This is a genomic window from Micromonospora sp. H33 (genome assembly GCF_052068455.1).
Classification (GTDB): Bacteria; Actinomycetota; Actinomycetes; order Mycobacteriales; family Micromonosporaceae; genus Micromonospora.
Genome location: NZ_JBQHDE010000021.1, coordinates 1 through 26234 on the forward strand (window position 1 = coordinate 1; position 26234 = coordinate 26234).

General features: G+C 71.5%; 27 protein-coding genes. 7 read left to right on the plus strand and 20 right to left on the minus strand.

Annotated elements, in window-relative coordinates:
• Positions 1 to 583: 583 nt before the first annotated feature.
• Together ACTMS0_RS27815 and ACTMS0_RS27820 are read left to right on the plus strand one after the other, a co-directional pair.
• Positions 584 to 1528: a polysaccharide deacetylase family protein gene (locus ACTMS0_RS27815; RefSeq protein WP_441158231.1), complete on the plus strand. Its 945-nt coding sequence runs from the start codon at positions 584 to 586 to the stop codon at positions 1526 to 1528.
• A gap of 61 nt (positions 1529 to 1589) precedes the next feature.
• Complete coding sequence (locus ACTMS0_RS27820; protein ID WP_441158232.1) at positions 1590 to 1889, plus strand: DUF1540 domain-containing protein; 300 nt, start codon at positions 1590 to 1592, stop codon at positions 1887 to 1889.
• 62 nt (positions 1890 to 1951) lie between these two features.
• On the opposite strand, the gene ACTMS0_RS27825 is transcribed toward ACTMS0_RS27820, so the two are convergent.
• Complete coding sequence (locus ACTMS0_RS27825; RefSeq protein ID WP_441158233.1) at positions 1952 to 3958, minus strand: protein meaA; 2007 nt, start codon at positions 3956 to 3958, stop codon at positions 1952 to 1954.
• Between the two features lie 151 nt (positions 3959 to 4109).
• Here ACTMS0_RS27825 and ACTMS0_RS27830 point away from each other — a divergent pair, with 151 nt between their 5' ends.
• On the plus strand, positions 4110 to 4958 hold the full coding sequence (locus ACTMS0_RS27830) for an ABC transporter ATP-binding protein (protein WP_441158234.1): 849 nt from the start codon (positions 4110 to 4112) through the stop codon (positions 4956 to 4958).
• Entirely contained in the window at positions 4955 to 5800 is an 846-nt protein-coding gene (locus ACTMS0_RS27835) for an ABC transporter permease (RefSeq protein ID WP_441158235.1), read from the plus strand. The genes ACTMS0_RS27830 and ACTMS0_RS27835 overlap by 4 nt, the downstream gene beginning before the upstream one ends.
• Positions 5801 to 5842: 42 nt before the next feature.
• Here ACTMS0_RS27835 and ACTMS0_RS27840 read toward each other — a convergent pair whose 3' ends face one another.
• Positions 5843 to 6691 (minus strand): 3-hydroxyacyl-CoA dehydrogenase family protein, encoded by an 849-nt coding sequence (locus ACTMS0_RS27840; RefSeq protein ID WP_441158236.1) that lies wholly within the window; start codon positions 6689 to 6691, stop codon positions 5843 to 5845.
• 92 nt (positions 6692 to 6783) lie between these two features.
• Positions 6784 to 8220, minus strand: a complete 1437-nt coding sequence (murA, locus tag ACTMS0_RS27845) for a UDP-N-acetylglucosamine 1-carboxyvinyltransferase (protein WP_441158237.1) — start codon at positions 8218 to 8220, stop codon at positions 6784 to 6786.
• On the opposite strand from murA, the gene ACTMS0_RS27850 reads away from it, so the two are divergent.
• The gene (locus tag ACTMS0_RS27850; RefSeq protein WP_441158238.1) at positions 8219 to 8791 is read left to right on the plus strand and encodes a cob(I)yrinic acid a,c-diamide adenosyltransferase; all 573 of its coding nucleotides are present in this window, start codon (positions 8219 to 8221) and stop codon (positions 8789 to 8791) included. The two genes, murA and ACTMS0_RS27850, sit on opposite strands and share 2 nt — an antisense overlap.
• Entirely contained in the window at positions 8767 to 9207 is a 441-nt protein-coding gene (locus ACTMS0_RS27855; protein WP_441158239.1) for a VOC family protein, read from the plus strand. Before ACTMS0_RS27850 ends, ACTMS0_RS27855 begins: the two co-directional genes overlap by 25 nt.
• 51 nt (positions 9208 to 9258) lie before the next feature.
• Here the strand turns inward: ACTMS0_RS27855 and ACTMS0_RS27860 are convergent, their stop codons facing one another.
• The 13 genes from ACTMS0_RS27860 to glyA form a co-directional block, all read right to left on the minus strand.
• Positions 9259 to 9714: a DUF2550 domain-containing protein gene (locus ACTMS0_RS27860; RefSeq protein ID WP_441158240.1), complete on the minus strand. Its 456-nt coding sequence runs from the start codon at positions 9712 to 9714 to the stop codon at positions 9259 to 9261.
• A 13-nt stretch (positions 9715 to 9727) separates the two neighbouring features.
• Complete coding sequence (locus ACTMS0_RS27865; protein ID WP_441158241.1) at positions 9728 to 10012, minus strand: F0F1 ATP synthase subunit epsilon; 285 nt, start codon at positions 10010 to 10012, stop codon at positions 9728 to 9730.
• A gap of 98 nt (positions 10013 to 10110) precedes the next feature.
• Positions 10111 to 11253, minus strand: a complete 1143-nt coding sequence (locus ACTMS0_RS27870) for an LCP family protein (RefSeq protein ID WP_441158242.1) — start codon at positions 11251 to 11253, stop codon at positions 10111 to 10113.
• A gap of 242 nt (positions 11254 to 11495) precedes the next feature.
• Positions 11496 to 12935, minus strand: a complete 1440-nt coding sequence (gene atpD / locus ACTMS0_RS27875) for a F0F1 ATP synthase subunit beta (protein WP_441158243.1) — start codon at positions 12933 to 12935, stop codon at positions 11496 to 11498.
• Positions 12935 to 13864, minus strand: coding sequence for a F0F1 ATP synthase subunit gamma (locus tag ACTMS0_RS27880; RefSeq protein ID WP_441158244.1), 930 nt, complete (start codon positions 13862 to 13864; stop codon positions 12935 to 12937). The genes atpD and ACTMS0_RS27880 overlap by 1 nt, the downstream gene beginning before the upstream one ends.
• A 2-nt stretch (positions 13865 to 13866) precedes the next feature.
• Complete coding sequence (atpA, locus tag ACTMS0_RS27885; protein ID WP_441158245.1) at positions 13867 to 15519, minus strand: F0F1 ATP synthase subunit alpha; 1653 nt, start codon at positions 15517 to 15519, stop codon at positions 13867 to 13869.
• A gap of 93 nt (positions 15520 to 15612) precedes the next feature.
• The gene (locus tag ACTMS0_RS27890) at positions 15613 to 16434 is read right to left on the minus strand and encodes a F0F1 ATP synthase subunit delta (protein ID WP_441158246.1); all 822 of its coding nucleotides are present in this window, start codon (positions 16432 to 16434) and stop codon (positions 15613 to 15615) included.
• Complete coding sequence (locus tag ACTMS0_RS27895) at positions 16434 to 16976, minus strand: F0F1 ATP synthase subunit B (RefSeq protein ID WP_441158247.1); 543 nt, start codon at positions 16974 to 16976, stop codon at positions 16434 to 16436. The genes ACTMS0_RS27890 and ACTMS0_RS27895 overlap by 1 nt, the downstream gene beginning before the upstream one ends.
• A gap of 27 nt (positions 16977 to 17003) precedes the next feature.
• The gene (locus ACTMS0_RS27900) at positions 17004 to 17240 is read right to left on the minus strand and encodes a F0F1 ATP synthase subunit C (RefSeq protein WP_088960568.1); all 237 of its coding nucleotides are present in this window, start codon (positions 17238 to 17240) and stop codon (positions 17004 to 17006) included.
• 68 nt (positions 17241 to 17308) lie between these two features.
• On the minus strand, positions 17309 to 18106 hold the full coding sequence (atpB, locus tag ACTMS0_RS27905) for a F0F1 ATP synthase subunit A (RefSeq protein WP_441158248.1): 798 nt from the start codon (positions 18104 to 18106) through the stop codon (positions 17309 to 17311).
• An 11-nt stretch (positions 18107 to 18117) separates the two neighbouring features.
• Positions 18118 to 18354, minus strand: coding sequence for an AtpZ/AtpI family protein (locus tag ACTMS0_RS27910; protein ID WP_441158249.1), 237 nt, complete (start codon positions 18352 to 18354; stop codon positions 18118 to 18120).
• A 178-nt stretch (positions 18355 to 18532) separates the two neighbouring features.
• Positions 18533 to 18967 (minus strand): hypothetical protein, encoded by a 435-nt coding sequence (locus tag ACTMS0_RS27915; RefSeq protein WP_441158250.1) that lies wholly within the window; start codon positions 18965 to 18967, stop codon positions 18533 to 18535.
• Positions 18960 to 20246, minus strand: a complete 1287-nt coding sequence (gene glyA, locus ACTMS0_RS27920; protein WP_441158269.1) for a serine hydroxymethyltransferase — start codon at positions 20244 to 20246, stop codon at positions 18960 to 18962. The genes ACTMS0_RS27915 and glyA overlap by 8 nt, the downstream gene beginning before the upstream one ends.
• 41 nt (positions 20247 to 20287) lie before the next feature.
• Between glyA and ACTMS0_RS27925 the strand changes: the two genes are divergently transcribed.
• A complete protein-coding gene (locus ACTMS0_RS27925; protein WP_441158251.1) occupies positions 20288 to 21775 on the plus strand; it encodes an SDR family oxidoreductase in 1488 nt (495 codons plus the stop codon).
• 30 nt (positions 21776 to 21805) lie between these two features.
• Here ACTMS0_RS27925 and ACTMS0_RS27930 read toward each other — a convergent pair whose 3' ends face one another.
• The 4 genes from ACTMS0_RS27930 to prmC all read right to left on the minus strand — a co-directional run bounded on the left by ACTMS0_RS27930 (position 21806) and on the right by prmC (position 26210).
• The gene (locus tag ACTMS0_RS27930) at positions 21806 to 23914 is read right to left on the minus strand and encodes a transglycosylase domain-containing protein (RefSeq protein ID WP_441158252.1); all 2109 of its coding nucleotides are present in this window, start codon (positions 23912 to 23914) and stop codon (positions 21806 to 21808) included.
• 92 nt (positions 23915 to 24006) lie between these two features.
• The gene (locus ACTMS0_RS27935) at positions 24007 to 24618 is read right to left on the minus strand and encodes an arsenate reductase/protein-tyrosine-phosphatase family protein (RefSeq protein ID WP_441158253.1); all 612 of its coding nucleotides are present in this window, start codon (positions 24616 to 24618) and stop codon (positions 24007 to 24009) included.
• Positions 24619 to 25263, minus strand: coding sequence for an L-threonylcarbamoyladenylate synthase (locus ACTMS0_RS27940; protein WP_168000723.1), 645 nt, complete (start codon positions 25261 to 25263; stop codon positions 24619 to 24621).
• Positions 25263 to 26210, minus strand: a complete 948-nt coding sequence (prmC, locus tag ACTMS0_RS27945; protein ID WP_441158254.1) for a peptide chain release factor N(5)-glutamine methyltransferase — start codon at positions 26208 to 26210, stop codon at positions 25263 to 25265. Before prmC ends, ACTMS0_RS27940 begins: the two co-directional genes overlap by 1 nt.
• Positions 26211 to 26234: the final 24 nt, after the last annotated feature.

Consider the following 26234-nt stretch of genomic DNA (forward strand, 5'->3'; position numbering starts at 1 on the left):
GTGGTGGTGTCGTGGTTCAGCGGACCGGCAGCGAGACCACCGGCGACAGCCAGACCAGCGATACCGAGAACGCTCTTCCGCAGCAGCTTCGTGTTCATCAGAAAAGCTCCATTCGGGGGTAGGCGCCACCAGCCCAGAAAGGGGGAACGGGCGTGGTGACGCGAGCACCGTCCGGCGCTCAAATGGCTTGGGGGAAGATCCAACGACCACGGTCCGGGGATGACCTCGTGGTGCCGGGTCCAGATGTAACGACCGGCCGGCCGCCATCATTCCGGCCAGCCCAGGCCCGCATCCCGCCCGCTCGGGCGGCGGCGCTGCTCGATCGTCCAGATGATGTAACGCCCCCGCCCCGGTTACGATTCCGACCCTGGGGTGCCTCCGGTCACATCCAAAACCGGACATCGACTCCGACACAGGACACTCGATCCGGACATACGGCTCAGGCCGCGCATGGGTACCCGGAGCCGGGCACGGCGGGCCACGCCCCCAACCGCAACCAAGGAACCAGCGGAACGAACATCCCAACCGCAACCACACCGAAGGAGGGTCACCGCGGAACCGGCGGTATTGGGATCATCTCCCGGTGTCCGTGAAGATCTCCCACGTTCCGCTAGCCGCGACCCTCGCCGCCGTGGTCGGCGCGGTCGTCCTGCTCATCGTCCCGGTCCATCTCCGCCAGCCGGCCAGCGCCAGCGTCGTCTGGATGCCCGCCCCGGGCCGGTCCGGGGAGACGGGGACGCCGCAGGGGCCGGATGACGGACCGGTCGGCACTCCGGAGAGTCGGCCCACGCCGACCGGCTCGGCGAGGCCGTCGCCGGAGGGCCGCGCCCTGCCCGGCGCGACCCGGCCGGGGACGCGGCCACCGGTCGTCGACCACGGTCCACGGACCGGCAACAAGGTGGCCCTCACCTTCGACGCGGACATGACCGACGCCATGCGGTACCAGCTGCGCAGCGGCGCCGTGCGGTCGTACGCGAACCTGAGGATCGTCGACCTGCTGGAGCGGGAGCGCGTGCCGGCCACCTTCTTCCTGACCGGGAAGTGGGTCGAGCAGTACCCGCAGGTGACCCGGCGACTCGCCGCCAACCCGCGCTTCGAGCTGGCCAACCACACGTACGCGCACCTGGCCTTCACGCCGGACTGCTACGGCCTGCCGCGGTTACCGCAGCGGCAGATGACCGCCGACGTGGCCCGTACGTTCGACGTGGTGACGCCGTACGGCGGCCGGCAGACCCGGTACTTCCGCTTCCCCGGGCTCTGCCACGACCGGACGGCGCTGGCGGCGCTGGCGCCGCTGGGCGTCACCGTCGTGGACGGGGACGTGGTGAGCGGAGACCCCTTCGCCACGTCGTGGCGACCGATCGTGCGGGCGGTGCTGGCCGGCGTACGCCCCGGCTCGGTGGTCGTCCTGCACGTCACCGAGGCGAACGCGCCGATGACCGACGAGGCGCTGCCGCACATCCTCGCCGGACTGGCCGAGAGAGGGCTGGAGCCGGCCCCGCTCTCGGAGGTCCTCGGGCATCTCTGAACGTGGTTCGCGAAGCTTCTCAAAAGCCTAAAATCAGGGCAAGACTCTAGAGGAGGTTGGCATGACCGCAGCGATGGAGATGCCCCGCGTCCAGGAGTGCGTGGTCACAGCTTGCGGGTACAACCACACCGGCGACTGCCACGCCTTCGCCATCACGATCGGCAGCATGGATCACGCCCACTGCCACACCTTCATCGAGCTGCCGACGGTGCGGGCCGGGGTGGAGGGTCTGATCGCCCAGGTCGGCGCCTGCCAGCGGGCCGACTGCCGGCACAACGACCAGTTGGAGTGCCACGCGCCGGGCATCAAGGTCGGGCCGGACAACGACATGGCCGACTGCCTGACGTATGCGCTCCGCTGATCGCACGATCCGTTAAGAAGGGCCCCCGGTAATACGCCAGGCGTTAACCGGGCGCCCTTCCTTCACGACAACCCGTTGGATTGGCGGACGACCGTGACCAGTTCGTCGATGATTCCGGTCAGCGCGAAGTCCTTCGGCGTGAACACACGCGCCACGCCAGCCTTCCGCAGCGCCTCGGCGTCGACCGCCGGGATGATGCCGCCGACCACCACCGGCAGGTCACCCCGGCCGGCGGCGCGCAGGCCGTCCAGCACCGCCGGCACCGCCGCGAGGTGCGAGCCGGACAGCACCGACAGGCCGACCAGGTCGACGTCCTCCTCGACGGCGGCGGCCACGATCTGTCCCGCGGTCAGCCGGATGCCCTGGTAGACCACCTCGAAGCCGGCGTCACGGGCGCGTACCGCGATCTGCTCCGCGCCGTTGGAGTGCCCGTCCAGGCCGGGTTTGCCGACCAGCAGCCGCAACCGGCCGCTGCCCAGCTCCCGGGCGGTGGCGACGACCCGCTCGCGGACGGCGGCCAGCGTGGCGTCCCCGCCCGCGCCGGCCGCGCCGGACAGGCCGGTGGGCGCCCGGTACTCGCCGAAGACCTGCCGCAGCGCGCCGGCCCACTCGCCGGTGGTGACTCCGGCGCGCACGCACTCCAGCGTCGCCGGCATCAGGTTCGTCGTGGTCGCGGCGTCCGCGCGGAGCCGGGCCAGTGCCGCGTCCACGGCCGCCGGATCCCGGCCGGCCCGCCACTCGCGTACGCCGGCAGCGGCGGCCGCCTCCACCGCCGGGTCCACCTGCTCGATCGCCTCGGCGCCGGCCGCGGTCAGCGGGGACGGCTCGGTCTCGACGAACCTGTTCACACCGACGACCACGTCGGTGCCGGCCTCCATCCGGCGGCGCCGGTCCGCGAGCGAGGCCACCAAGGCGCTCTTGAGGTAGCCGGTCTCGACGGCGGCGACCACGCCACCCATCTCGAGGACCTTCTCCAGCTCGACGCGGGCCCCGGTGACGATGTCGCCGACGAGCGCGGTCATCACGTGCGAGCCCTCGAAGAGGTCCGGGTACTCGAGCAGGTCCGACTCGTACGCGAGCACCTGCTGCATGCGCAGCGACCACTGCTGGTCCCAGGGTCGGGGCAGGCCCAGTGCCTCGTTCCACGCCGGGAGCTGGACCGCGCGGGCCCGGGCGTCCCGGGAGAACGTGACGCCGAGCATCTCCAGCACGATGCGCTGGACGTTGTTCTCCGGCTGCGCCTCGGTCAGGCCCAGCGAGTTGACCTGGACGCCGTAGCGGAAGCGGCGCTGCTTCGGGTTCTCGACGCCGTACCGGTCGCGGGTGATCTCGTCCCAGAGCGCGCCGAACGCGCGCATCTTGGCGATCTCCTCGACGAAGCGCACACCGGCGTTGACGAAGAAGCTGATCCGCTGCACGACGTCGCCCATCCGCTCGGCGGGCACCTGGCCCGAGTCGCGGACCGCGTCGAGCACCGCGACCGCGGTGGCCAGCGCGAAGCCGACCTCCTGCACCGGGGTCGCCCCGGCCTCCTGGAGGTGGTAGGAGCAGATGTTGACCGGGTTCCACTTCGGCATCTCGCGCAGCGTGTACGCGATGACGTCGGCGGTGAGCCGCAGCGACGCCGCCGGCGGGAAGATGTACGTCCCGCGGGACAGGTACTCCTTGATGATGTCGTTCTGGGTGGTGCCGGCGCAGCGGGCCAGCTCGGCACCCTGCTCGGCGGCGACCGTGCCGTAGAGACCGAGCATCCACATGGCGGGCGCGTTGATCGTCATCGAGGTGTTCATCTCGGCCAGCGGGATGCCCTCGAAGAGCGCCCGCATGTCGCCGAGGTGCGCCACCGGCACCCCCACCCGGCCGACCTCGCCGGCGGCCAGCTCGTGGTCGGGGTCGTACCCGGTCTGGGTGGGCAGGTCGAAGGCGACCGAGAGCCCGGTCTGCCCCTTCGCCAGGTTGCGGCGGAAGAGCGCGTTGGTCGCGGCGGCCGAACTGTGCCCGGCGTAGGTGCGCATCACCCACGGGCGGTCGCGCTCGGGCAGCCGACCCGGGAGAGCCTTCTCGTCCATGGCGGGAGTTTAAGTTACCGTTCAGTAAAACGGGTTGTGGAAAACCACACAGGTCCATGTCGCGGACGGCGGGGTGCGAAGCACCCGGCATGGCCGCGACCGCCACACCCCGGACGGCCGGCCGTGCCGCCCAGGCCGCACACTTGACGGCATGGATGACGAGCTCGCGATCTCCGTACGGGGGCTGCGCAAGGCGTACGGGAAGACCGTCGCCGTGGCGGGGGTGGACCTCGACGTCCGCCGGGGCGAGGTGTTCGCCCTGCTCGGCCCGAACGGCGCCGGCAAGACCACCACGGTGGAGATCCTGGAGGGGTACCGCAAGCGCGACGCCGGCGAGGTCTCGGTGCTCGGCAGCGACCCGGCGGCCCCCGCCCCCGACTGGCGTTCCCGGGTGGGGATCGTGCTCCAGGGCACCGGTGAGTTCGACGAGCTGACCGTCTCCGAGGTGGTGCGCCACTTCGCCGGCTTCTACGCCGACGCCGACGACCCGGACAAGGTGATCGCCCGCGTGGGGCTGGCCGACAAGGCCACCGCCCGTACGCACACCCTGTCCGGTGGGCAGAAGCGCCGCCTGGACGTGGCGCTGGGCATCGTGGGCCGCCCCGAGCTGCTCTTCCTGGACGAGCCGACCACCGGCTTCGACCCCGAGGCGCGGCGCGAGTTCTGGGAGCTGATCCGGGATCTCGCCGCCGCCGGCACGACGATCGTGCTGACCACGCACTACCTCGACGAGGCCGAGGCCCTGGCCGACCGGGTCGGCGTGATCGCCGGCGGGCGGGTGGTCGAGGTCGCCGCACCCGAGCGGCTGGGCAACCGGCATGAGGCCCTCGCGATGGTCTCCTGGCGTACGCCGGAGGGGGTCGTGGAGAGCGCGGAGAGCGCGACGCCGACGGCGCTGGTGGCGGACCTGGCCGCGCGCTTCGGCGGCGAGGTGCCGGGCCTCACGGTGACGCGGCCAACCCTGGAGGACATCTACCTGCGGATGATCGGACACCGATGAGCACCACGCTGAAGCCGGCCCGGCCGGCCACCCCGACGTCGCCGCGCCGGCTCGGCCCGGTCGCCCTCGGGCTGCGGCAGGGTCGGCTGGAGATCACCCAGTTCCTGCGCAGCCGGGAGTCCGTCGTCTTCACCCTGGGCTTCCCGGTGATCATGATCGTGATCTTCGCGTCCATCTTCGACGGCGAGATCGCGCCCGGTGTGAGCTTCACGCAGTACTTCGTCACCGGCATGATCGCGACCGGCCTGATGACGGTGAGCTTCCAGAACCTCGGCATCTGGATCCCGATCGAGCGGGACCGGGGGGTGCTGAAGCGCTACCGGGGTACGCCGATGCCGAAATGGGTGTACTTCGCCGGCAAGGTGATCCTGGTCGTGGTGATCGGTGTCGCGGAGACCGCGCTGCTGCTCGCCGTCTCGGCCGCCCTGTTCGGCCTGGAACTGCCCGGGACCGCCGCGAAGTGGCTGACCTTCGGCTGGGTCTCCGCGCTCGGGATCACCGCCTGCACCCTGTGCGGCATCGCGATCTCCTCGCTGGCGCGCAGCTCGCGCAGCGGCTCCGCGGTGGTCACCCCGGTCGCCCTGGTGCTCCAGTTCATCTCCGGGGTGTTCTTCGTCTTCACCCAGCTGCCGAGCTGGATGCAGCAGGTGGCGGCGCTCTTCCCGCTGAAGTGGATGTGCCAGGGGCTGCGCTCGGTGTTCCTGCCGGACGCCTTCGGCGCGCAGGAGCCGGGCGGCTCCTTCGAGCTGGGCCGGGTCGCCCTCGTGCTCGCCGCGTGGTGCGTGATCGGCCTGCTGCTCTGCCTCGGCACGTTCCGCTGGACGACCAAGCGCGACGGCTGACCCGTGCGGGCCGGGCGCACGGCGCGCCCGGCCCGATACACCTCAGTACGAGTAGAAGCCCTTGCCGGTCTTGCGGCCGAGGTCGCCGGCGGTGACCATGCGCTGGAGCAGCTCCGGCGGGAAGAACTTCTCGTCGGCCGTGTCGGTGTAGATGTTCTTCGCGGCGTGCAGCAGCACGTCCACGCCGGTCAGGTCGGTGGTCGCCAGCGGGCCCATGGCGTGCCCGAAGCCGAGCTTGCAGGCGGTGTCCAGGTCCTCGGCCGAGACCACGCCGGACTCGACCAGCTTGACCGCCTCCACCACCAGTGCGGCGATGAGCCGGGTGGTGACGAAGCCAGCGATGTCGCGGTTCACGACCACCACGGTCTTGCCGATCTCCTCGGCGAACGCCTTCACGGTGGCGAGGGTCTCGTCGCTGGTCTTGTAGCCGCGGACCAGCTCGCAGAGCTTCATCATCGGCACCGGCGAGAAGAAGTGGGTGCCGACGACCGCCTCCGGGCGCTCGGTGACCGCGGCGATCTGGGTGACCGGGATGGCGGAGGTGTTGGTGGCGAGCACCGCGTCCGCCTTGCAGATCTTGTCCAGCGCGCGGAAGACCTCGTGCTTGATCTCCAGGCGCTCGAAGACCGCCTCCACGACGATGTCCGCGTCGGCGACCGCCTCCAGGTCGGTGGTGGGGGTGATCCGGCCGAGCGCCGCCTCGACGTCGGACGCCGGGATCTTCCCCTTCTCGGCGAACTTCTCCAGCGACTTCCGGATGCCGTCCACGCCGCGCTTCGTGGCCGCGTCGTCCAGGTCCCGCAGCGTCACCTGCCAGCCCGCCTGCGCCGCCACCTGGGCGATCCCCGAGCCCATCAGCCCGGCCCCGACGACCGCGAGTCGACCCGCCATCTGCTCACTCCCTCGCCTGATTGGGTGTCTGCCTGCACCCTAGTCGGCGGGCCTGAACGAGTGCTAAGGGCGGTGCCCGCGCGGTTCGGCCGTCAGATGGTCACGTCCGGCTCGTCGGGCGTCGTACCCCGGTCGACCTCGACGCCGAGCGCCCGCAGGTCCGCCACGAAGTCGGGATAGCCCCGGTCCACGTGATGCACGTGGGAGACCTCGGTGACCGCGTCGGCGCAGAGCCCCGCGATGATGAGGCCCGCCCCGGCCCGGATGTCGGTCGCACGCACCGGCGCTCCGGAGAGGCGGTTCCGGCCCCGGACCACGGCGTGGTGGCCGTCGGTCTTGATGTCCGCGCCCAACCGCATCATCTCGTTGGCGAACATGAACCGGCCGTCGAAGATGTTCTCGGTGATCAGGGAGGCGCCGTCACTGACCGCGGCGAGCCCGATCGCCATCGGCAGCAGGTCGGTGGCGAATCCCGGGTACGGCAGCGTGACGACGTCGACGGCGCGCGGACGGTCGTCCATGCGCATCCGGAAGGCGTCCTGCCGCGTCTCCACCAGTCCGCCCGCGGACACCAGCTTGTCCAGGGCGACCTCCAGGAAGGCCGGGGGCACCCCGGTCACCGTGACGTCCCCCCGGGTCATCGCCGCGCCGAAGGCCCACGTACCGGCCACGATCCGGTCCCCCACCGTGGCGTGCCGCACCGGGCGCAGCCCGGGGACGCCGACGATCGTCAGGGTCGAGGTGCCCGCGCCGTCGATGAGCGCGCCCATCTGGTTGAGCATCGTGCAGATGTCGACGATCTCCGGCTCGCGGGCGGCGTTGTCGATGACCGTGGTGCCCTCGGCGAGCACCGCCGCCATCACCAGGTTCTCGGTGGCACCGACGCTGGGGAAGTCCAGCACGATCTCGGCGCCGCGCAGGCCGTGCGGCGCCGAGGCGATCACGAAGCCGTGCTCGCCGGCGATGTCGGCGCCCATCCGGGTCAGCCCGGAGATGTGCATGTCCAACCCACGCGAGCCGATCGCGTCGCCGCCCGGGTGCGCCACCCGGACGCACCCGCGACGGGCGAGCAGCGGGCCGAGCACGCAGATCGACGCCCGCAGCCGGCGGACCAGGTCGTAGTCGGCGTCGACGCCGGGCATATCGGGCACATCGATGGTGACCGAGCGGGAGCGGGCCACGCCGCCGTACGCCACCATCGGGTCCACCGGGTCGTCCGCGTCGAACCGGATCTCACAGCCCAGCCGGCGCAGCACCTCCCCCATGATGGCGATGTCGGTGATCCGCGGGACGTTGGTGATCACGCTGCGGCCCGGCGCGAGCAGGGCGGCCGCCATGAGTTTCAGCGCCGAGTTCTTGGCGCCGACCACGTGCACGGTGCCGGCCAGGCGGGCGCCGCCGCGGACCCGGATGACGTCGACGGCGTTGACCGCCGGGTCGCCGGCGTCGCCGGGCCCCACGCCGGCCGGCCAGGCGGGCTCCGGCCGGGCCGGGATGGTCAGGTCCGGTATCCGTAGGCTGTGCGTCATGGCCGTCCACCTCACGCGCATCTACACCAAGGCCGGCGACGCCGGCATGACCAGGCTGAGCAACAACGAGCAGGTGCCGAAGACCGATCCCCGGATCGCCGCGTACGCGGACGTCGACGAGTGCAACGCGGCGATCGGGGTCGCGCTCGCCCTCGGGCAGCTCGACAAGGAGCTGCGCGCCGTCCTCGGGTCGATCCAGAACGACCTGTTCGACGTGGGCGCCGACCTGGCCACCCCGGTCGAGCCGGAGCCGAAGTACCCGCCGCTGCGGGTCACCGAGGAGTACGTCGAGCGCCTCGAGGGCTGGTGCGACGAGTACAACGCACGCCTGAGCAAACTCGACTCCTTCATCCTCCCCGGCGGCACCGCGGGCGCGGCGCTGCTGCACGTGGCGCGGACGATCGCCCGACGCGCCGAGCGTGCCGCCTGGGCCCTGGTCGCACAGGACCCTGATCGGACCAGCTCTCTCCCGGCAAAGTATCTCAACCGGCTCTCCGATCTGCTCTTTATCCTGGCAAGAACGGCAAATCCGGCGGGAGATGTGCTATGGGTGCCGGGTGGTGCCCGCTGACCGGGCAACCACCACCCGCCCGCCCCGGCGCGCTGCACCACGTCGAGGTGTGGGTCCCCGACCTAGCCGGCGCGGTCCGCAGTTGGGGTTGGCTCCTCGGGGAGCTGGGCTGGAAGCCGTTCCAGGAGTGGCCGGCCGGCCGCTCCTGGCGGCTCGGCCCCACGTACCTGGTGCTGGAGGAATCCCCCGCGCTGTCCGGCCGGGTCCACGACCGGCTCGCCCCGGGCCTCAACCACCTCGCCTTCCACGCCGGCCCGCCGACCGCCGTCGACCGGCTGGTCGCGGCGGCACCGGCACACGGCTGGTCGCTGCTCTTCCCTGACCGCCATCCCCACGCCGGCGGCCCGGAAACCTACGCCGGCTACCTCACCGACGGTCAGGGGTACGAGGTGGAACTGGTGGCCGCGACCGGCTGAGCCGGGCGGTCGTGTTGTGGCGGGTCCTTCCGGGGAACACCGGCAGGAGGATCAGGCGGCCGGCCAGTCCTGGGACGCCAGACGCGGCGAGGCCGCCCCCGGAGGGGCGGCCTCGAGCCAGGAGAGGAACCCGGTGACGGTGGATCGTGCCATGGCGATCTCGACCGGAGCGTGGTGACTGGTACAGCGGAGGATCACCCAGTCGGCGGGCATCGCGAAACGCTCCTGCCCCTCGGGCAGCCGGCGGCGTTCCACCGCCAGGCCTTTCCGGGAGAGGATCCGCTTCGGGCGGAGGGCGAAGCTGAACATCCGGTACCACCGGAGCTCGTCACCCATGAAACGGCCGAAGCCGGGAGACCAGCCTCGGCCGTCGAGCATGGTGGAGGTCCGGACGCTGAGCCGGATGATGCCTCCGCTGCGGGTGACCAGAGCCCGCCGGACGAAGAGAATCAGGAGCGCGCCGAGGATGACGGCGACGCCGATCCCGATCCCTTCGACGATCTCCATCCCCGGTGTCGGCTCAGCGACCGTGCGCGGCGGAGACCGGGGTGGCGCTCTCGGCCAGGACGGTGACGCCCTCGGCGCTCACCGACAGGAAGCCGCCGGCCACCTCGTACGCGACCTGCTCGCCGCCGGGCAGCTTGATGCGGACCTGGCCGGGCTCGGCGAGCTGGCCGAGCAGGGGCGCGTGCCCCGGCAGCACACCCAGCTCGCCCTCGGTCGTCCGGGCGACGAGCATCTCGGCGTCGCCGGACCAGACCTTCTCCTCGACGGCTACGAGCTCGACGTGAAGCTGCTGTGCCACGCTGTCTCCTTGCTGCGGCGGCGGGTTGCCGAAAGTCTAATCGCGCCGCCGCCCCGCCCGTAACGCGGGTGGCGAGACCTGCCTCACTGAAACCTGATTCAGCTCGCCTTGTTCTGGAATTCCGGGTGCTCCAGCAGGAAAGCGTCGAGCTGCTCGGCCTTCAGCGAGGCGAAGAAGTCCTGCACCGACGGCTCGAAGCGCTCGCCCAGGTACTTCCCGTTCTCCATGATGCCGCCGCCCGGCAGCTTGACCATCTGGATGTTGTTCGGGCGGAGGTTCTTCAGCGCGAGACCGAAGTCGACGACGCTGTGCCCGCGACCGTTGAAGACCAGGGACTGCCCGGCGGCCCGGAGCACCTTGTCCAGCTTGATCGGGTTGGTCACCACGTCGGCGCTGAACGCCTGGCTCGCCATCGCCTTGACGAACTGCTGCTGGTGGCGCTGCCGGCCGTAGTCGCCGTCCGGCACACCGTTCTTCGGGTACCGCTGCCGGACGTAGTCCAGCGCCTGCCAGCCCTTGAGGTGCTGCTTGCCCTTCGGGTAGATCGCCTGCTCGCCCAGGTATCCCCCGCCGCCGGGCCTGAGCTCGCGGTGGGTCCCGTCGGGGCGGCGGTGCTCCGAGCGCACCTCGCGCTCAATGTTCATGGTGACGCCGCCCATCGCGTCGACGATCCGGATGAAGCCGCTGAAGTTGATGATCGCGCCCGCGTCGAACCGCTCGATCCCGGTCACCTGCTGGACCGTGCTGGCGAGCAGTTGGAAGCCCTGCGCCGTGTCCGGGTTCTGCCCGGACTTGCGGCTGCCGTACGACATCGCCGCGTTCAGCTTCTCCCTGCTGCCCCCGAAGCCGGCCTGTTCGAAGGCCGGGATGTCGACGTAGAGGTCCCGCGGCAGGGAGAACAGGTAGCCACGGTCGAGGCCGGCCGGCACGTGCAGCACCATGATCGAGTCGGCCAGCGGCGCCTGCTCCGGCTTCCGGGGGTCGACGCCGACGAGCAGGATGTTGAGCGGGCCCTTGATGTCGCTCTTGCGCTCCTTGGCGCCGGCCGCCTGGTCACCGAAGAGGTCGGCCTTGCCCACCGCCCCCTCGTAGCGGGCCATCAGCGCCTCGGTGCCCACCAGTACGGCGCCGCTGAGGAACATGAGGACGGCACCGAAGACGGTGCAGACCCGGGCCCACCGCGGCACACCCGCCCACACGGACGGCTTCTTACCGCCCTTGCCGGCCTTACCCACGATCATCTCCGTTCGTCACGCCCACGATTAGGAGACGGGCGTACGCAGCCGATTGGTTGCACGGTTCCGCGCGCATTCGGGGGAGCGCGCGCATGAACGGTACCTCGGTCGGGCCAGGATCGCCGACCGCGTGAAACCGGGCAGCGGCGATGATAGGGCCTGAAGATGAACGAAAGGCCGCCCCGGCGTTAACCGGGACGGCCTTTCGGGTCGTCGACGGGCGGACCCGACGACGGTCGTCAGCGGGCTCAGCCCTGCGCCATCAGCTCCTTGGCCTTGCGCTCCAGGTCCTCCAGGCCGCCGCACATGAAGAAGGCCTGCTCGGGGAAGTGGTCGTACTCACCCTCGCTGATCTTCTTGAACGCCTCGATGGTCTCCTTGATCGGGACCGTCGAGCCCGGCACGCCGGTGAACTGCTCGGCGGCGTACGTGTTCTGCGACAGGAACCGCTCGATCCGCCGGGCCCGGCCGACGGTGAGCTTGTCCTCCTCGGAGAGCTCCTCGATGCCGAGGATGGCGATGATGTCCTGCAGGTCCCGGTAGCGCTGCAGGATCCGCTTCACCTCGGTGGCCACCGCGAAGTGCTCCTGGCCGACAAACTCCGGGGCGAGGATCCGGGACGAGGACGCCAGCGGGTCCACGGCCGGGTAGATGCCCTTGTCGGAGATCGACCGCTCCAGGTTGGTGGTCGCGTCCAGGTGGGCGAACGTGGTGGCCGGCGCCGGGTCGGTGTAGTCGTCGGCGGGCACGTAGATCGCCTGCATGGAGGTGATGGCCTGGCCCCGGACGGAGGTGATCCGCTCCTGGAGCTCGCCCATCTCGTCGGCCAGGGTCGGCTGGTAACCCACGGCGCTCGGCATACGGCCGAGCAGGGTGGACACCTCGGAACCGGCCTGGGTGAAGCGGAAGATGTTGTCGATGAAGAGCAGCACCTCCTGCTTCTTCACGTCGCGGAAGTACTCCGCCATGGTCAGCGCGGAGAGGGCGACGCGCAGCCGGGTGCCCGGCGGCTCGTCCATCTGGCCGTAGACCAGCGCGGTCTTGTCGATGACGCCGGACTCGGTCATCTCGGCGATCAGGTCGTTGCCCTCGCGGGTGCGCTCACCCACGCCGGCGAAGACCGAGGTACCACCGAAGTTGCGGGCAACGCGGGTGATCATCTCCTGGATGAGCACCGTCTTGCCCACGCCGGCACCGCCGAACAGGCCGATCTTGCCGCCCTTGACGTACGGGGCGAGCAGGTCGATGACCTTGATGCCGGTCTCCAGCATCTCGGTCTTCGGCTCCAGGTCCGCGAAGGCCGGGGCCTTGCGGTGGATCTGCCAGTGGTCGTCCGGGCTGAGCGTCTCGCCCTCGGTGAGGTTGAGGCACTCGCCGATCGCGTTGAACACGTGGCCCTTGACCGCGTCACCCACCGGCACCTTGATCCCCGAGCCGCTGTCGCGCACCTCGGCACCACGCACCAGACCGTCGGTCGGCTGCATCGAGATGGCGCGGACCACGTTGTCGCCCAGGTGCTGGGCGACCTCCAGGGTCAGCGTCTTCTCACCGCCGGAGAGGGTCACGTCCACGCGCAGGGCGTTGAACAGTTCCGGCATGGCGTCGCGCGGGAACTCGGCGTCGACGACCGGGCCGATGACCCGGACCACGCGACCGGTGGCCGTCTTGGTCTCTACTGGGGCAGTCATCACACTTCACTTCCCGACGCGGCCAGCGCGTTCGCGCCGCCGACGATCTCGCTGATCTCCTGGGTGATCCCGGCCTGGCGGGCCGAGTTCATCTCGCGCGTGTACTTCTCGATCATCTCTTCGGCGTTGTCGGTGGCGCTCTTCATCGCCCGCCGCCGGGCCGCCGACTCGCTCGCCGCCGACTCCAGCAACGCCGCGTAGATCCGCGTGTTGATGTACTTCGGCAGCAGCGCGTCGAGCAGCGCCTCCGCCTCCGGCTCGAACTCGTACGCCGGGAGCAGGCCCTCGGACCGCGGCCGGTCCTCCACCTGCATCGGCCCGATGATCTTCGCGACCGGGTTCTGGGTCATCAGGGACTTGAACTCGGTGAAGACGATGTGCAGTTCGTCGACACCGAGCACGCCGTCCGCTCCGGCGCTGCCGTCCACGTCGTCCGCGCCGGCCGAGAACGCCTTGATCAGCGTCTCGCCCACCTCGCGGGCGTCGGCGAAGGTCGGCTGCTCCGAGAAGCCCGTCCAGTTCGCCGCGATCTCCCGGTTGCGGAACCGGTAGAACGACACGCCCTTGCGCCCGATGACGTAGAGCACCGGCTCCTTGCCGTCGGCCTTGAGCCGGGCGATCAGCGACTCCGCGGTCCTGATCGCGTTGGAGCTGTACCCACCGGCCAGGCCCCGGTCGCTGGTGATCAGCAGGACACCGGCCCGCCGGACCTGGGGACGCGGCGTGAGCAACGGGTGGTCGATCCGCGCGTTGGACGCCAGCGCCGTGAGCACCCCGGTGATGGCCTGGGCGTACGGCAGGGACGCCTCCACCCGGGCCTGGGCCTTGGCGATGCGGCTCGTCGCGACGAGCTCCATCGCCTTGGTGATCTTCTTCATCCCCTTCGCGGAGCGGATCCGCTGGCGAAGGATGCGAACCTGGGCGGCCATCGTCAGCTCTCAGCCGGGCGGTCGGTCGTGCCCTCGCGGAACCGGGTCACCGTCTCGCGGGTCTCCTCGCCCGCCAGCGGCTGGGCCGGGGGCTCGTTGATCCGCCGCTCCTCCTCCTTGCCGAGGAAGAGCTTCTTGAACTCGGTGATCGCCGAGTCGAGCGAGCCGATGATCTCGTCGTCCCACTTGTTGTCCGCGATCGCCGCCAGGACGCCCTCGTGCTTGTGGCGCAGGTACTGGAGGAACTCGGACTCGAAGCGCCGGATCTCACCGACCGGGATGTCGTCCAGCTTGCCCTCGGTGCCGGCCCAGACCGAGACGACCTGCTCCTGCACCGGGTACGGCGAGTAGTTCGGCTGCTTGAGCAGCTCGACCAGGCGGGAACCGCGCTCCAGCTGGGCCCGGGAGGCCTTGTCCAGGTCGGAGGCGAAGGCGGCGAACGCCTCCAACTCGCGGTACTGGGCCAGGTTGAGCCGCAGCGAACCCGCGACCTTCTTCATCGGCTTCACCTGCGCGGCGCCACCGACCCGGGAGACCGAGGTGCCGACGTTGATGGCCGGCCGGACGCCCTGGTTGAACAGGTCGGTCTCGAGGAAGATCTGGCCGTCGGTGATGGAGATGACGTTGGTCGGGATGAACGCCGAGATGTCGTTCGCCTTGGTCTCGATGATCGGCAGACCGGTCATCGAACCGCCGCCCATCTCGTCCGAGAGCTTCGCGCAGCGCTCCAGCAGGCGGGAGTGCAGGTAGAAGACGTCGCCCGGGTACGCCTCACGGCCCGGCGGGCGGCGCAGCAGCAGCGACACGGCGCGGTACGCCTCGGCCTGCTTGCTCAGGTCGTCGAAGACGATCAGGACGTGCTTGCCGCCGTACATCCAGTGCTGCCCGATGGACGAGCCGGTGTACGGGGCCAGGTACTTGAAGCCGGCCGGGTCGGAGGCCGGCGAGGCGACGATGGTCGTGTACTCCATCGCGCCCGCCTCCTCCAGGATGCCCTTGATCGAGGCGATCGTGGAGGCCTTCTGACCCACGGCGACGTAGATGCAGCGGACCTGCTTCGTCGGGTCGCCGGAGCGCCAGTTGTCGCGCTGGTTGAGGATCGTGTCCAGGGCGACCGTGGTCTTGCCGGTCTTCCGGTCACCGATGATCAGCTGCCGCTGGCCGCGACCGATCGGGGTCATGGCGTCGACGGCCTTGATACCCGTCTGCATCGGCTCGAAGACCGACTGGCGGGCCATCACGTTCGGGGCCTGGAGCTCCAGCTCACGGTAGCCCTCGTTGGCGATGTCACCGAGGGCGTCGATCGGCTGGCCGAGCGCGTTGACCACGCGGCCGAGGAAGGCGTCGCCGACCGGCACCGAGAGCACCCGTTCGGTGCGCTTGACGCGCTGACCCTCCTCGATACCGGCGAAGTCACCGAGGACGACGACACCGATCTCCCGGACGTCGAGGTTCAGCGCCACACCGAGGGTGCCGTCCTCGAACTCCAGGAGCTCGTTGGTCATGGTCGAGGGAAGACCCTCGACGTGGGCGATGCCGTCGCCGGCGTCGGCGACGGTGCCGACCTCCTCACGGGAGACGTCGGCCGTGTAGGAGGAGACGTAGCGCTCCAGGGCGCCGCGGATCTCCTCCGTCGAGATGGTCAGCTCGGCCATCCTCTGCTTCCTTAAGTATCAGGGGCCCGGGATACCTAGTACCGACCGGTCCGAATGGCGTCTAGTCAGGGTCGCTGGCGCGGCGGGGCCGCTTCAGCGCTTCGCGAGCGCGTTGCGGGTCTCGTTGAGGCGGCGCAGGACGGTGCCGTCGTACAGGTCGGAGCCGACCCGCACGCTGACGCCACCGAGAATTTCGGGGTCCACCGTCTGCTTGACAGAGACCTCCCGACCGTATATCGCGGAGAGGCTGGCGCCCAGTCGGCGCTCCTCCTCCTCGCTCAACGGGGCCGCGACCGTCACGTACGCCACCTGCCGGTCCCGCCGGTCGGCGGCGAGCTCGACCAGCCGGGTGAGCGCACCGCTGAAGGAGCGTCCCCCGAAACCGGCGAGTGCGATCCCCACGAGGTACCCGGTGACCGGGCGGGCCTTGCCGGCGAGCAGCTGGTCGACCAGGGTGGCCCGCTGCTCGGCCGGGGCCATCGGGTCGGAGAGCGCGCTGGACAGCTCCGGGGAACCGGCGACCACCTGCCCGAAGCGGAACAACTCGTCCTCGACCTCGCCCAGCTCGCCGGCCTTGTCGGCGCTCGCCAGGAGCGCCTCGACGCCCAGCCGCTCGGCACCGCCGAGGAGTTCCGACGGGGCCGACCAGCGGCCGGAGACCAGCGCGGTCAGCAGGTCGAGCGCGTCCGCGCCGACCTTGCCGGACAGGATCCCGGTGAGCAGACCGGTGCGGTCCTCGCCGGAGCGGGCCGGGTCGGAGAGCGCCCGGCGCAGCCGCGGCTCCCGCCGCAGCAGCGCGGCGACGGAGAGGAGTTCGTCGGCGGTGGAGGCCACCGCCGACGGCTCCGCGCCGCGGACGTACGCGTCGAGGCGCTCGGCCGCGACCTTGTACGACTCCCGGCTGGCGGCCTGCATCAGCGGGCCCCCGCGCTCTCGAGACCGCTCAGGAACCGGTCGACGGTGCCCTTGCGACGCGCCTCGTCGGCGAGCGACTCACCGACGATCTTGCTGGCCAGGTCCACCGCGAGGGTGCCGACCTCGGTGCGCAGCTCGCGCACGATGGTGGCCCGCTCGGCGGCGAGCTGCTCCTTGCCGGCGGCGATGATCCGGTCGGACTCCTCCCGCGCCTTGGCGAGGATGTCCTGGCGGATGCCCTCCGCGTCGGCCCGGGCGTCGTCCCGGATCCGGGCGGCGTCGGTACGCGCCTCGGCGAGCTGTGCCCGGTACTGCTCGAGGAGCTGGTTCGCCTCGGCCTGCGCGGCCTCGGCACGCTTGATGCCACCCTCGATCGCGTCGACCCGCGCCTGGAACGTCTGCTCCATCCGCGGGAAGACGAACTTCATCAGCACGAAGCAGAGCACGGCAAAGGCGACCGTCCCGACCACGAGCTCCTGCCACAGCGGGACGATCGGGTTGTGGGCCGTTTCACCACCTTCGGCGGCGAGCAGGTGGTACATGGTTACCTCCCGGTCAACAGGGGTGGATCAGGCGCCAGCCCAGATGAAGCCGAAGGCGATGCCCAGCAGCGCGAGCGCCTCGATGACGGCGAAGCCGATCCAGACGTACGGCAGGGTCATCCGGGACGACTCCGGCTGGCGGGCGGTCGACTGGATGTAGGCGGCGAAGACCAGGCCGACGCCGATGCCGGGGCCGATGGCGGCGAGGCCGTAGCCGATGGCGGCGGTGCTGCCCTCTACCGCGGCGAGAACGCTAGCGTCCATTGGTGTGGTTCCTCCTGGTTATCACGCGTGACGGTCACGCGGGACGACAACGGTTGGTGCGAAGTGGATCAGTGTTCCTCGGCGAGCGCGCCCTGCACGTAGCTGGCGGTCAGCACCGTGAAGACGTAGGCCTGCAGGACGATCACCAGGAACTCGAGGAAGGTGAGCGCGACGGTCATCACCCAGGACAGCACCGAGACCGGGGCCAGCCACGGGGTGGCGTTGAGCATCGCGAAGCCGCCGAGCGTGAAGACCAGCAGGAGCATGTGGCCGGCGAACATGTTCGCGAAGAGACGGACGGCCAGCGAGAACGGCCGGACGAGGAAGGTCGAGAAGAACTCGATCGGGATCAGCAGCGGCAGGATGTACCAGGGCGCCGGCGGGATCAGCGAGTTCTTGATGAACTTGCCGGCGCCGTGGTGCTTGATGCCGGCGTAGATGAAGAGCACGTAGCTGATCACCGCGAGGATCGCCGGGAAGGCGATGTGCGAGTTCGGCGAGATCTGGAAGAACGGAACGATCGCGAAGAGGTTGGTCAGCAGGATGAAGCAGAACAGCGTGGTGAAGTACGGCGCGAACCGCACACCCGCGTGCCCGATCATGTCGACCGCGATATTGTTCCGCACGAAACCGTAGATCGACTCGGCGAACCACTGCTTCTTCGTCGGGACCAGCTGCGGCTTCCGGTAGCTGGCCAGGAAGAAGATGATCAAGACGCCGACCGCGATCCAGACCATCGCGGTGATCTTCGTGAACCAGTACGAGTCGTGCGCACCCCAGGGCAGGATGCTGGGCAGGTAGAAGTCCTCCACACTGGGTGGGAATGCCGCCTGGCCCGCTGCCAGGACGTTCGCCTGTCCGAACACCGCGTCCCTTCCTATTTAGGCGTGCCGAGCTTGCGGACGACCAGGATGATCCCCCCGGCCATGCCGAGCACGACGCCGATCCCGGTGGCGATGCCACCGGTGCCGAGCCACCGGTCGACCAGCCAGCCGATGAAACCCCACACCAGCATGCCCGCGATCAGGTAGGAGAGCGCGGTCCAACCCTGGCCAGCACCGGGTGGAACATCGTCCGGGCCGCCGCTGGGTCGGGGGGTTTGGTCACCAGCCATGACGGGGCGAACGATATCAGCCGGGAAGACGAGGCTGTGCCTCACCCCCCGCACAACCGTGGTTGTGTGGGCGTCTGGCGGGCAGGGTCGTCTGTGGGCACGCTACTCCCGTTCGACCACCCAGAGAATGACCCATGCCGGACACATTTTGCGGGCGTCCGAGGTGTGGGACGGCGCCCTAGCGGGACCGGCGGGCGTGAACGGTCGTCAGCCACCAGATGTGCACGCCGGTCCACACCACCACGCCGGCGGCGATGCCGAGGCAGAGCGGGACCAGCCCGGCCCAGCCGGTCGAGGCCACGCCGACCATCACCACGCCGAGCAGGGTGAACTTGGCCGCGTACAGGCCGAGGCCGAAGGGCAGCACGAGCTGCGGGTTGACGCTGTCGGCCCAGGCCAGCACGACCGTGGTGAGGGTGTAGCTGGCGGCGGTCACGGCCACTCCGAGGGCGGCGCCGAGGGCCGCGTCGGAGCCGCCGGTGAGCGCGCCGACCGCCGCTGCCGCCGCCGCGAGCAGCCCGGTGGCCGCCAGCAGCACCGGCAGGTGCCGCAGCCGCCACCGCCGGTCGCCGGCCGTCGGCGCCGCCGGCTCGCGCACCCCGCGCTCAGCCACGGGGGTATGCCGGGAACGCGCCGACCAGCTCGGTCACCTCGGCCGCCACCCGGTGCAGCCCGTCGGCGCCGCCCGGGGCCTTCGGATCGGTGCGCACCGCGCGGGCGATCAGGTCGGCCACCCGCCGCATCTCCGGCTCGCCCATGCCCTGGGTGGTGACGCTCGGTGTGCCGACCCGGATGCCGGAGGCGACCATCGGCTTCTGGGGGTCGTACGGGATGGCGTTCTTGTTGAGCGTGATGCCGGCGGCGTCGCAGCGGGCCTCGGCCTCGGCGCCGGTCACCCCGACCTCGCGCAGGTCCAGCAGGGCGAGATGGGTGTCGGTGCCGCCCGAGACCGGGCGCATCCCCTCGTCGGCGAGACCGGCCGCGAGCGCCTGGGCGTTGCGGACCACCTGGGCGGCGTACGCCCGGAACTCCGGCTGGGCGGCCTCGCGCAGCGCGACCGCCTTCGCCGCGACGGCGTGCATCAACGGGCCGCCCTGGGTGAACGGGAAGACCGCCTTGTCGATCCGCTGGGCCAGCGGCTCCCGGCAGAGGATCATGCCGCCGCGCGGACCCCGCAGCACCTTGTGGGTGGTGAAGCAGACGACGTCGGCGTACGGCACCGGCGACGGGATGGTCCCGCCGGCCACCAGGCCGATGAAGTGCGCGGCGTCCACCATGAGGTACGCGTCGACCTCGTCGGCGATCTCGCGGAAGCGCGCGAAGTCGATCAGCCGCGGGTACGCCGTCGCACCACAGATGATCATCTTCGGCCGGTGGGCGAGCGCCAGGTCCCGCACCTCGTCGTAGTCGATCAGCTCGGTGTCCCGCCGGACGGTGTAGCCGACGGTGGCGAACCACTTGCCGGAGAAGTTCACCCGGCTGCCGTGGGTGAGGTGACCGCCGTGCGGCAGGTCCATCGCGAGCACCGTGTCACCCGGCTGGACCAGAGCGGCGTACGCGGCCAGGTTGGCGCTCGCGCCGGAGTGTGGCTGGAGGTTGGCGTGCTCCGCGTCGAACAGCTCCTTCGCCCGGGCGATCGCGATCTCCTCGGCGCGGTCCACCTCGGCGCACCCGCCGTAGTAGCGGCGGCCCGGGTAACCCTCGGCGTACTTGTTGGTGAGCGTCGAGCCGAGCGCCGCGAGGACGGCCGGCGAGGTCAGGTTCTCGCTGGCGATCAGCTGGAGGCCGCCCCGCAGCCGGGTCAGCTCGCCGAGGACCACGTCGGCGATCTCCGGGTCGGTCGCCCGCAGCTGGTCGAAGTCCGGCCCCCAGAAGGTCGGCGTCGTCTCGATGTCCACAGCGCCAGAGTCTATTGGGCCGCAGACTGGGAGCCGTGCGGTGTCTGGTGACCGGAGCGACGGGGTACATCGGCGGGCGTCTCGTGCCCCGCCTGCTGGCCGAGGGCCACACCGTACGCTGCCTGGCGCGCAATGCCGGGCGGCTGCGGGACGTGCCGTGGGCGTCGCGGACCGAGATCGCGGAGGGTGACCTGCGGAAGCCGGACACCCTGGCCGCCGCCTTCGCCGGCGTCGAGGTCGCGTACTACCTGGTGCACTCGCTCGGCCAGGCCGGGTTCGAGGCCGCCGACCGGGAGGCGGCCACCAACTTCGCGGAGGCGGCCCGCGCCGCGGGCGTACACCGGATCGTCTACCTGGGCGGGCCCGAGCCGCCGGCGGACGCGGAGGTCTCCTCCCCCCACCTGCGCTCGCGGACCGAGGTGGGGCGGATCCTGCTGGCGAGCGGGGTGCCCACGGTGGTGCTGCGGGCCGCGGTGATCATCGGCTCGGGCTCGGCGTCGTTCGAGATGCTGCGCTACCTGAGCGAGCGGCTGCCGGGCATGGTGACCCCGCGCTGGCTCCGCAACCGGATCCAGCCGATCGCGGTGCGGGACGTGCTGCGCTACCTGGTCGGCTGCGTGCACCTGCCGCCGGACGTCAACCGCGCCTTCGACATCGCCGGCCCGGACGTCCTCACCTTCCAGGACATGATGCAGCGGTACGCCCGGGTGGCCGGGCTGCGCCGGCGGATCATCCTGCCCGTGCGCGCGCTGACCCCGTCCCTCTCGTCGTACTGGGTCGGGCTGATCACGCCGGTGCCCAACGCGATCGCCCGGCCCCTGGTGGAGAGCCTGGTCCACGAGGCGGTGGCGCACGAGCACGACATCGCGGCGTACGTGCCCGACCCGCCGGAGGGGCTGACCGGCTTCGACCAGGCGGTCGCCCTGGCCCTGGCGAAGGTGCGTGACGCGGAGGTGGAGACTCGCTGGTCCACCGCGAGCGGCCCGGACGCGCCGGCCGAGCCGCTACCCAGCGACCCGAAGTGGTCCGGCGGCACCGCCTACACCGACGTACGGGAACGGGTGGTGGACGCCCCGCCGGCCGCGCTGTGGCGGGTGATCGAGGGCGTCGGCGGCGAGCACGGGTGGTACTCGTTTCCGCTGGCGTGGTCGATGCGGGGCTGGCTGGACCGGCTGGTGGGCGGGGTGGGGCTGCGCCGGGGCCGGCGCGACCCGCACCGCCTCCAGGTCGGCGAGGCACTGGACTTCTGGCGGGTGGAGGAGATCGTCCCCGGCGAGCTGCTGCGGCTACGCGCCGAGATGCGCCTGCCCGGCCGGGCCTGGTTGGAGATGCGGGCGATGCCGGCCGGGGACGGTCGCAGCCGGTACCACCAGCGGGCCGTGTTCCTGCCGCGTGGCCTGGCCGGCCACGCGTACTGGGGTGCGGTGGCGCCGTTCCACGCGGTGGTCTTCGGCGGGATGGCCCGCAACATCGCCAAGGGCGCCGAGACAGCCGACCTCGCCGGCCCGTCCGGGCGCCGGTGACCCGCTGCTCGCCGGTCCCGGCGCGGTGAGCTAGTTGCCCGTCCGGCCGCCGGTCATCTCGTAGGCGGTCACCTCGCTCGGCGGGACAAAGTCGCGCACCGGCTGGTCACGCAGGGCGAACGACATCATCTCGCCCACCGCGCCCACCATCCGCGCCTGCACCGTCCGCCCGACCGCGTCCCGCGGGTCGTCCGGGTTGGTGGCGATCGCGGCCACCGCCAGCTGCGGGGTGGCGGCCACGACGGTCTCCGTGCCGTACCCCTCCGAGCTGCCGGTCTTGCCGGCGACCGGGCGGCCCAGCTTCCCGCGCAGGTCCTCCGCGGTGCCGCCCGCGCACGCCCGGTACATCGAACGGTCGCCGACCGGGCAGCGTGCCGCGTCCACCGCCGCCCGGGCCACGTCCCGGTCCACGACCTGGCGGCAGTCCGGCTTCGCCGCGGCGACCGGACGCCCGGCGGCGTCGGCGATCGACAGCACCGGCAGCGGCGCGCACCAGGTCCCCTCGGCCGCGACCGTGGCGTACGCGTTCGCCAGGTCCAGCGGCGTGGTCGCCGAGACGCCGAGGGTGAACGGCCCCCACTCGCGGGCCCCGTGCCGGGCCAGCCGCGCGTCGTCCTCGGCCCGGAACACGATGCCGAGCCGCTCGGCCATCTCCACCACCCGGTCGGCGCCGACGCGTTCGGTGAGCCAGGCGAAGTACGTGTTGACCGACAGGCCGAACGCGCTCCACATGGTGTGCCGGCCGCCGACCGACGAGTTGGCGTTGCGCGGGCACCAGTACCCGTCGCAGCTCGCCGGGCCGCTCGCCGGGTAGGCGGTGAGGATCCGGTCGGGCGCGTCGTACCCGGTGTTCAGCGGCAGACCGGACTCCAGCGCGGCCAGCAGGGTGAACAGCTTGAACGTGCTGCCGGCCTGGTAGCCCTGGATCGCCCCGCCGCCGGCCACCAACTGGTTGACCGTGTTCGGGTGGTTCTTCCACCCGCGCGGGTTGGCCTCCACGCTGTAGTTCCGGTTCACCGTCATGGCCAGCACCCGGCCGGTGCCGGGCTGGACCACCGCGGTCGGCATCGCGTGCGGTTCGTCCGTCGCGTAGATCCGCCGCACCTGCTCGGTGGCGGTCCGCTGCACCGCCGGGTCGAGCGACGCCACGATCGAGTACCCGCCCCGCCGCAGTGCGAGCTGCCGCTCGTCGACCGTCGACCCGAACGCCTCCTGTGAGTTCCACCAGCGGGTGAACCAGTCGCAGAAGAAGCCCCAGTCGTTGTGCGCCTTGGGCACGGCTGTGCAGTCGTTCGGCGTCTCGCTGGGTCGCAGGGCGAGCGGCTGGGCGTTCGCAGCGACGGCCTGGGCGGCTGGGACCTGCCCGGACTTCGCCATCTGGTCCAGCACGTACGCCCGGCGCTGGAGCGCGGCGTCGGCGTCGCCGTTGATCGGGTCGTCGGTGTGCGGCGAGCGGACCAGCCCGGCCAGCAGCGCCGCCTCGGCCAGGGTGAGGTCGGCCGGCGACTTGGAGAAGTAGCGCTTGCTCGCCGCGGCCACCCCGTACGCCCCGGCGCCGAAGTACGCGATGTTGAGGTAGCGGGCGAGGATCTCGTCCTTGCTCAGCTCGCGTTCCAGGGCGAGCGCGTACCGCATCTCCTGGACCTTGCGGGTGGTGCTGATCTCCGTGGCCGCGCGGCGCTGGCGCTCGGTCAGCCGTGGGTCGTTGGAGAGCACGTTGCGGACGTACTGCATGGTCAGCGTCGAGGCGCCCTGCCGCGTGGTGCCGCTCTTGTTGGCGGTGAAGGCACGGACCACGCCGCGCAGGTCCACTCCGCTGTGCTCGTGGAAGCGGACGTCCTCGGCGGCGATGATCGCGTAGCGCATGACCGGGGCCACCTCGGCCAGCGGTACGTCCACCCGGTCCTCCTGGTAGAAGGACGTGATCAGGGTGGTGGCGTCGCTGGCGTACAGGTTGGACCTCTGTGCGGTCGGCGGCGTGCGCAGCGTGTTGGGCAGCTCCGAGTACGGCGCGGCGAGCGCCGAGAACCCGACGCCGAACACCAGCGCGGCCGGTAGGGCCGCCGCCGCGAGCACGAGGCCCGCCAGGACGCCGGCCAGTAGAACGGTCATGAGTTTGTCGAGGTGTGGCCGGGTCATCAGCTCTCCCCGCAGGAGCCGTCAGGACCCACACAGAATGACCTGAATGTGCCTCTTGTCCGCCTCGTTCCGCGGACGGGTACCCGGGTGGGTTACGGGAGCAGCGCCGCCGCCAGCGGGTGCAGGGTCTCCTCGATCTCGTCGGCGACCCGGCTGAAGCACTGGTCGCCGCGACCCCACGGGTCGTCGAGGTCGTCGGTGGGCAGCGGGGTGCTGCCCGTCCGGGCGGCGTGGGCCGCCTCGACCAGGGCCACGCCTCGCGAGTACACGGCGTCCGGGGTCGCGTCGGCCGGCGGCAGGCCGGCCGGATCCAGCGCGGCCAGCAGACGGCCGAACTCACCCAGCACGAACGTGCGCGCCGCCGCGTCCGGGCGCAGCGCCACCACGTACTCCTGCTGGTCGGCCGTCGCGGTGAGGACGAGGTCGGCGGCGTCGATGTGGTCGGAGCGGAGCTTGCGCGCGGCGAACCCCTCGGCACTGCCGCCGCGGGCGGCGACCTGCCGGGCCGCCGGCGGGTTCATCTCCTCGCCGGCGTGCCAGCCGCCGGTGCCGGCGCTGTGGCTGTGCAACAGGTCGTCGGCGCGGCCCGGGTCGGACCCGTGCCGCTCCAGCCGCTCGCGGACGGCCAGGGTCAACAGCCGCTCCGCCATCGGGGAGCGGCAGATGTTGCCCATGCACACGTGCAGAACGGTGAACGGAGGCACTCAGGCCACCCGGCTCTCGACGATGTCCGGCACCACGTCGCGCAGCTTCTCCAGCCCGATGGCGCCCGGGCGGACCAACTGGGGCACCTCGCCGGTGAGGTCCACGATCGTGCTCGGCACCGGATCGACCGCGGGCCCGGCCTCCAGGTACGCCCGCACGGAGTAGGCGAGCTGGTCCCGCGCCGCCTCGGCCGTCGTCGCGGCGGGCTGGCCGGCCTTGTTGGCCGAGGCGACCGCCATCGGGCCGGTCTCCCGGAGCACCTCCAGAGCCACCGGATGCAACGGCATGCGCACCGCGACCGTGCCTGAGGTCTCCCCGAGGTCCCACCGAAGGCTGGGCGAGTGCTCGACCACGATGGTCAGCGCGCCCGGCCAGAACGCCTCGACCAGGTCCCGGGCCGCGCGGGGCAGGGAGAAGACCAGGCCGTCCAGCGTGTGCCGGGAACCGATCAGCACCGGCGGCGGCGCCGGTCGGCCCCCCTTCGCGTCGAGCAGGGCCTTGACCGCGTACGGGGTGAACGCGTCCGCGCCGATCCCGTAGACCGTGTCGGTCGGCAGGACGACCAGCTCACCGTTCTTGACCGCCTCGATGGCCGCAGCGATGCCGCGGTCCCGGTCGGCGGGCGACCGGCAGTCGTAGAGCATCACGATGATGCAGTCTGCCACGCCGGGCCGCCGGTGGCGTGCGGGCCGTCCGCACGCCGGGACGCGGTGGCGAAGCGGGGCCGGCCGGCGAGATCGGTGTGATCGCCGATCGAGGCGTACCGGCCGTCCTCGGCGAGCAGCCGGGGCACCGCCTCGCCGTGCGTGTCGTCGTGCTCCATTCCGAGCACCCCGCCGGGGCGCAGCAGCACCGCCGCCCGGGCCACCACCGGCCGGATCACCGCCAGGCCGTCGGCGCCGCCGAAGACAGCGTTCGCGGGATCGTGCCGGCCCACCTCGGGTGGCACGGCCACGTCGGCCGGCACGTACGGCGGGTTGCAGAGCAGCACGTCCACCCGGCCGGCCAGGTCGGCGAGCAGGTCCGGCACGGTGACGTCGGCCGCCACCACCTCGATCGGCCGGTCCCCCGCCGCGGCCCGGTCCGCCGCGTTGCGCCGCAGCCAGGACAGCGCCTCCGGCGACCCCTCCACCGCCACCACGCGCGCCGCCGGCACCTCCTGCGCGACCGCGAGGGCGATCGCGCCGGACCCGCTGCACAGGTCCACGACCAGCGGCTCCGGGATCCGCCGCGCCTGGTCGACGCCCCAACCGGCGAGCAGTTCCGTCTCCGGGCGGGGCACGAAGACGCCCGGCCCGACCGCCAGCTCCAGGTGGCGGAACGCGGCGCTGCCCATGAGGTGCTGCAACGGCTCACGGTCGGCCCGCCGGGCCACCAGCGCCTCGAACCGGTCGCGCTGGGCCGGGGTGAAACCGTCGGCCAGCGCCAACCGCCCGCGCGACACCCCCAGCACGTACGCGGCCAGCAGCTCGGCCTCCGCGCGTGCCCCCTCGACGCCGGCGTCGGCGAGCACCCGGGCCGCCCGCGCCACCGCCACGGTGGGGCGCTCCCGTTTCGTCCCTTCGGACGGCTGTTGCGGCAGGGTGCTCACGACATAATCATGAAGCGTCGCGGA

What these genes read in the sequence shown, in the direction of transcription:
- atpA (WP_441158245.1), bottom strand. Translation starts at nt 15,519, where the DNA reads ATGGCCGAGCTGACCATCTCGACGGAGGAGATCCGCGGCGCCCTGGAG.
- ACTMS0_RS27825 (WP_441158233.1), bottom strand. Translation starts at nt 3,958, where the DNA reads ATGGACGAGAAGGCTCTCCCGGGTCGGCTGCCCGAGCGCGACCGCCCG.
- ACTMS0_RS27900 (WP_088960568.1), bottom strand. Translation starts at nt 17,240, where the DNA reads ATGGACGCTAGCGTTCTCGCCGCGGTAGAGGGCAGCACCGCCGCCATC.
- ACTMS0_RS27860 (WP_441158240.1), bottom strand. Translation starts at nt 9,714, where the DNA reads ATGGAGATCGTCGAAGGGATCGGGATCGGCGTCGCCGTCATCCTCGGC.
- ACTMS0_RS27850 (WP_441158238.1), top strand. Translation starts at nt 8,219, where the DNA reads ATGGCCGTCCACCTCACGCGCATCTACACCAAGGCCGGCGACGCCGGC.
- ACTMS0_RS27870 (WP_441158242.1), bottom strand. Translation starts at nt 11,253, where the DNA reads ATGATCGTGGGTAAGGCCGGCAAGGGCGGTAAGAAGCCGTCCGTGTGG.
- atpD (WP_441158243.1), bottom strand. Translation starts at nt 12,935, where the DNA reads ATGACTGCCCCAGTAGAGACCAAGACGGCCACCGGTCGCGTGGTCCGG.
- ACTMS0_RS27835 (WP_441158235.1), top strand. Translation starts at nt 4,955, where the DNA reads ATGAGCACCACGCTGAAGCCGGCCCGGCCGGCCACCCCGACGTCGCCG.
- ACTMS0_RS27830 (WP_441158234.1), top strand. Translation starts at nt 4,110, where the DNA reads ATGGATGACGAGCTCGCGATCTCCGTACGGGGGCTGCGCAAGGCGTAC.
- ACTMS0_RS27880 (WP_441158244.1), bottom strand. Translation starts at nt 13,864, where the DNA reads ATGGCCGCCCAGGTTCGCATCCTTCGCCAGCGGATCCGCTCCGCGAAG.
- ACTMS0_RS27940 (WP_168000723.1), bottom strand. Translation starts at nt 25,263, where the DNA reads ATGCTCTACGACTGCCGGTCGCCCGCCGACCGGGACCGCGGCATCGCT.
- ACTMS0_RS27910 (WP_441158249.1), bottom strand. Translation starts at nt 18,354, where the DNA reads ATGGCTGGTGACCAAACCCCCCGACCCAGCGGCGGCCCGGACGATGTT.
- ACTMS0_RS27930 (WP_441158252.1), bottom strand. Translation starts at nt 23,914, where the DNA reads ATGACCCGGCCACACCTCGACAAACTCATGACCGTTCTACTGGCCGGC.
- ACTMS0_RS27840 (WP_441158236.1), bottom strand. Translation starts at nt 6,691, where the DNA reads ATGGCGGGTCGACTCGCGGTCGTCGGGGCCGGGCTGATGGGCTCGGGG.
- ACTMS0_RS27820 (WP_441158232.1), top strand. Translation starts at nt 1,590, where the DNA reads ATGACCGCAGCGATGGAGATGCCCCGCGTCCAGGAGTGCGTGGTCACA.
- murA (WP_441158237.1), bottom strand. Translation starts at nt 8,220, where the DNA reads ATGACGCACAGCCTACGGATACCGGACCTGACCATCCCGGCCCGGCCG.
- ACTMS0_RS27855 (WP_441158239.1), top strand. Translation starts at nt 8,767, where the DNA reads ATGGGTGCCGGGTGGTGCCCGCTGACCGGGCAACCACCACCCGCCCGC.
- ACTMS0_RS27895 (WP_441158247.1), bottom strand. Translation starts at nt 16,976, where the DNA reads ATGTACCACCTGCTCGCCGCCGAAGGTGGTGAAACGGCCCACAACCCG.
- ACTMS0_RS27890 (WP_441158246.1), bottom strand. Translation starts at nt 16,434, where the DNA reads ATGCAGGCCGCCAGCCGGGAGTCGTACAAGGTCGCGGCCGAGCGCCTC.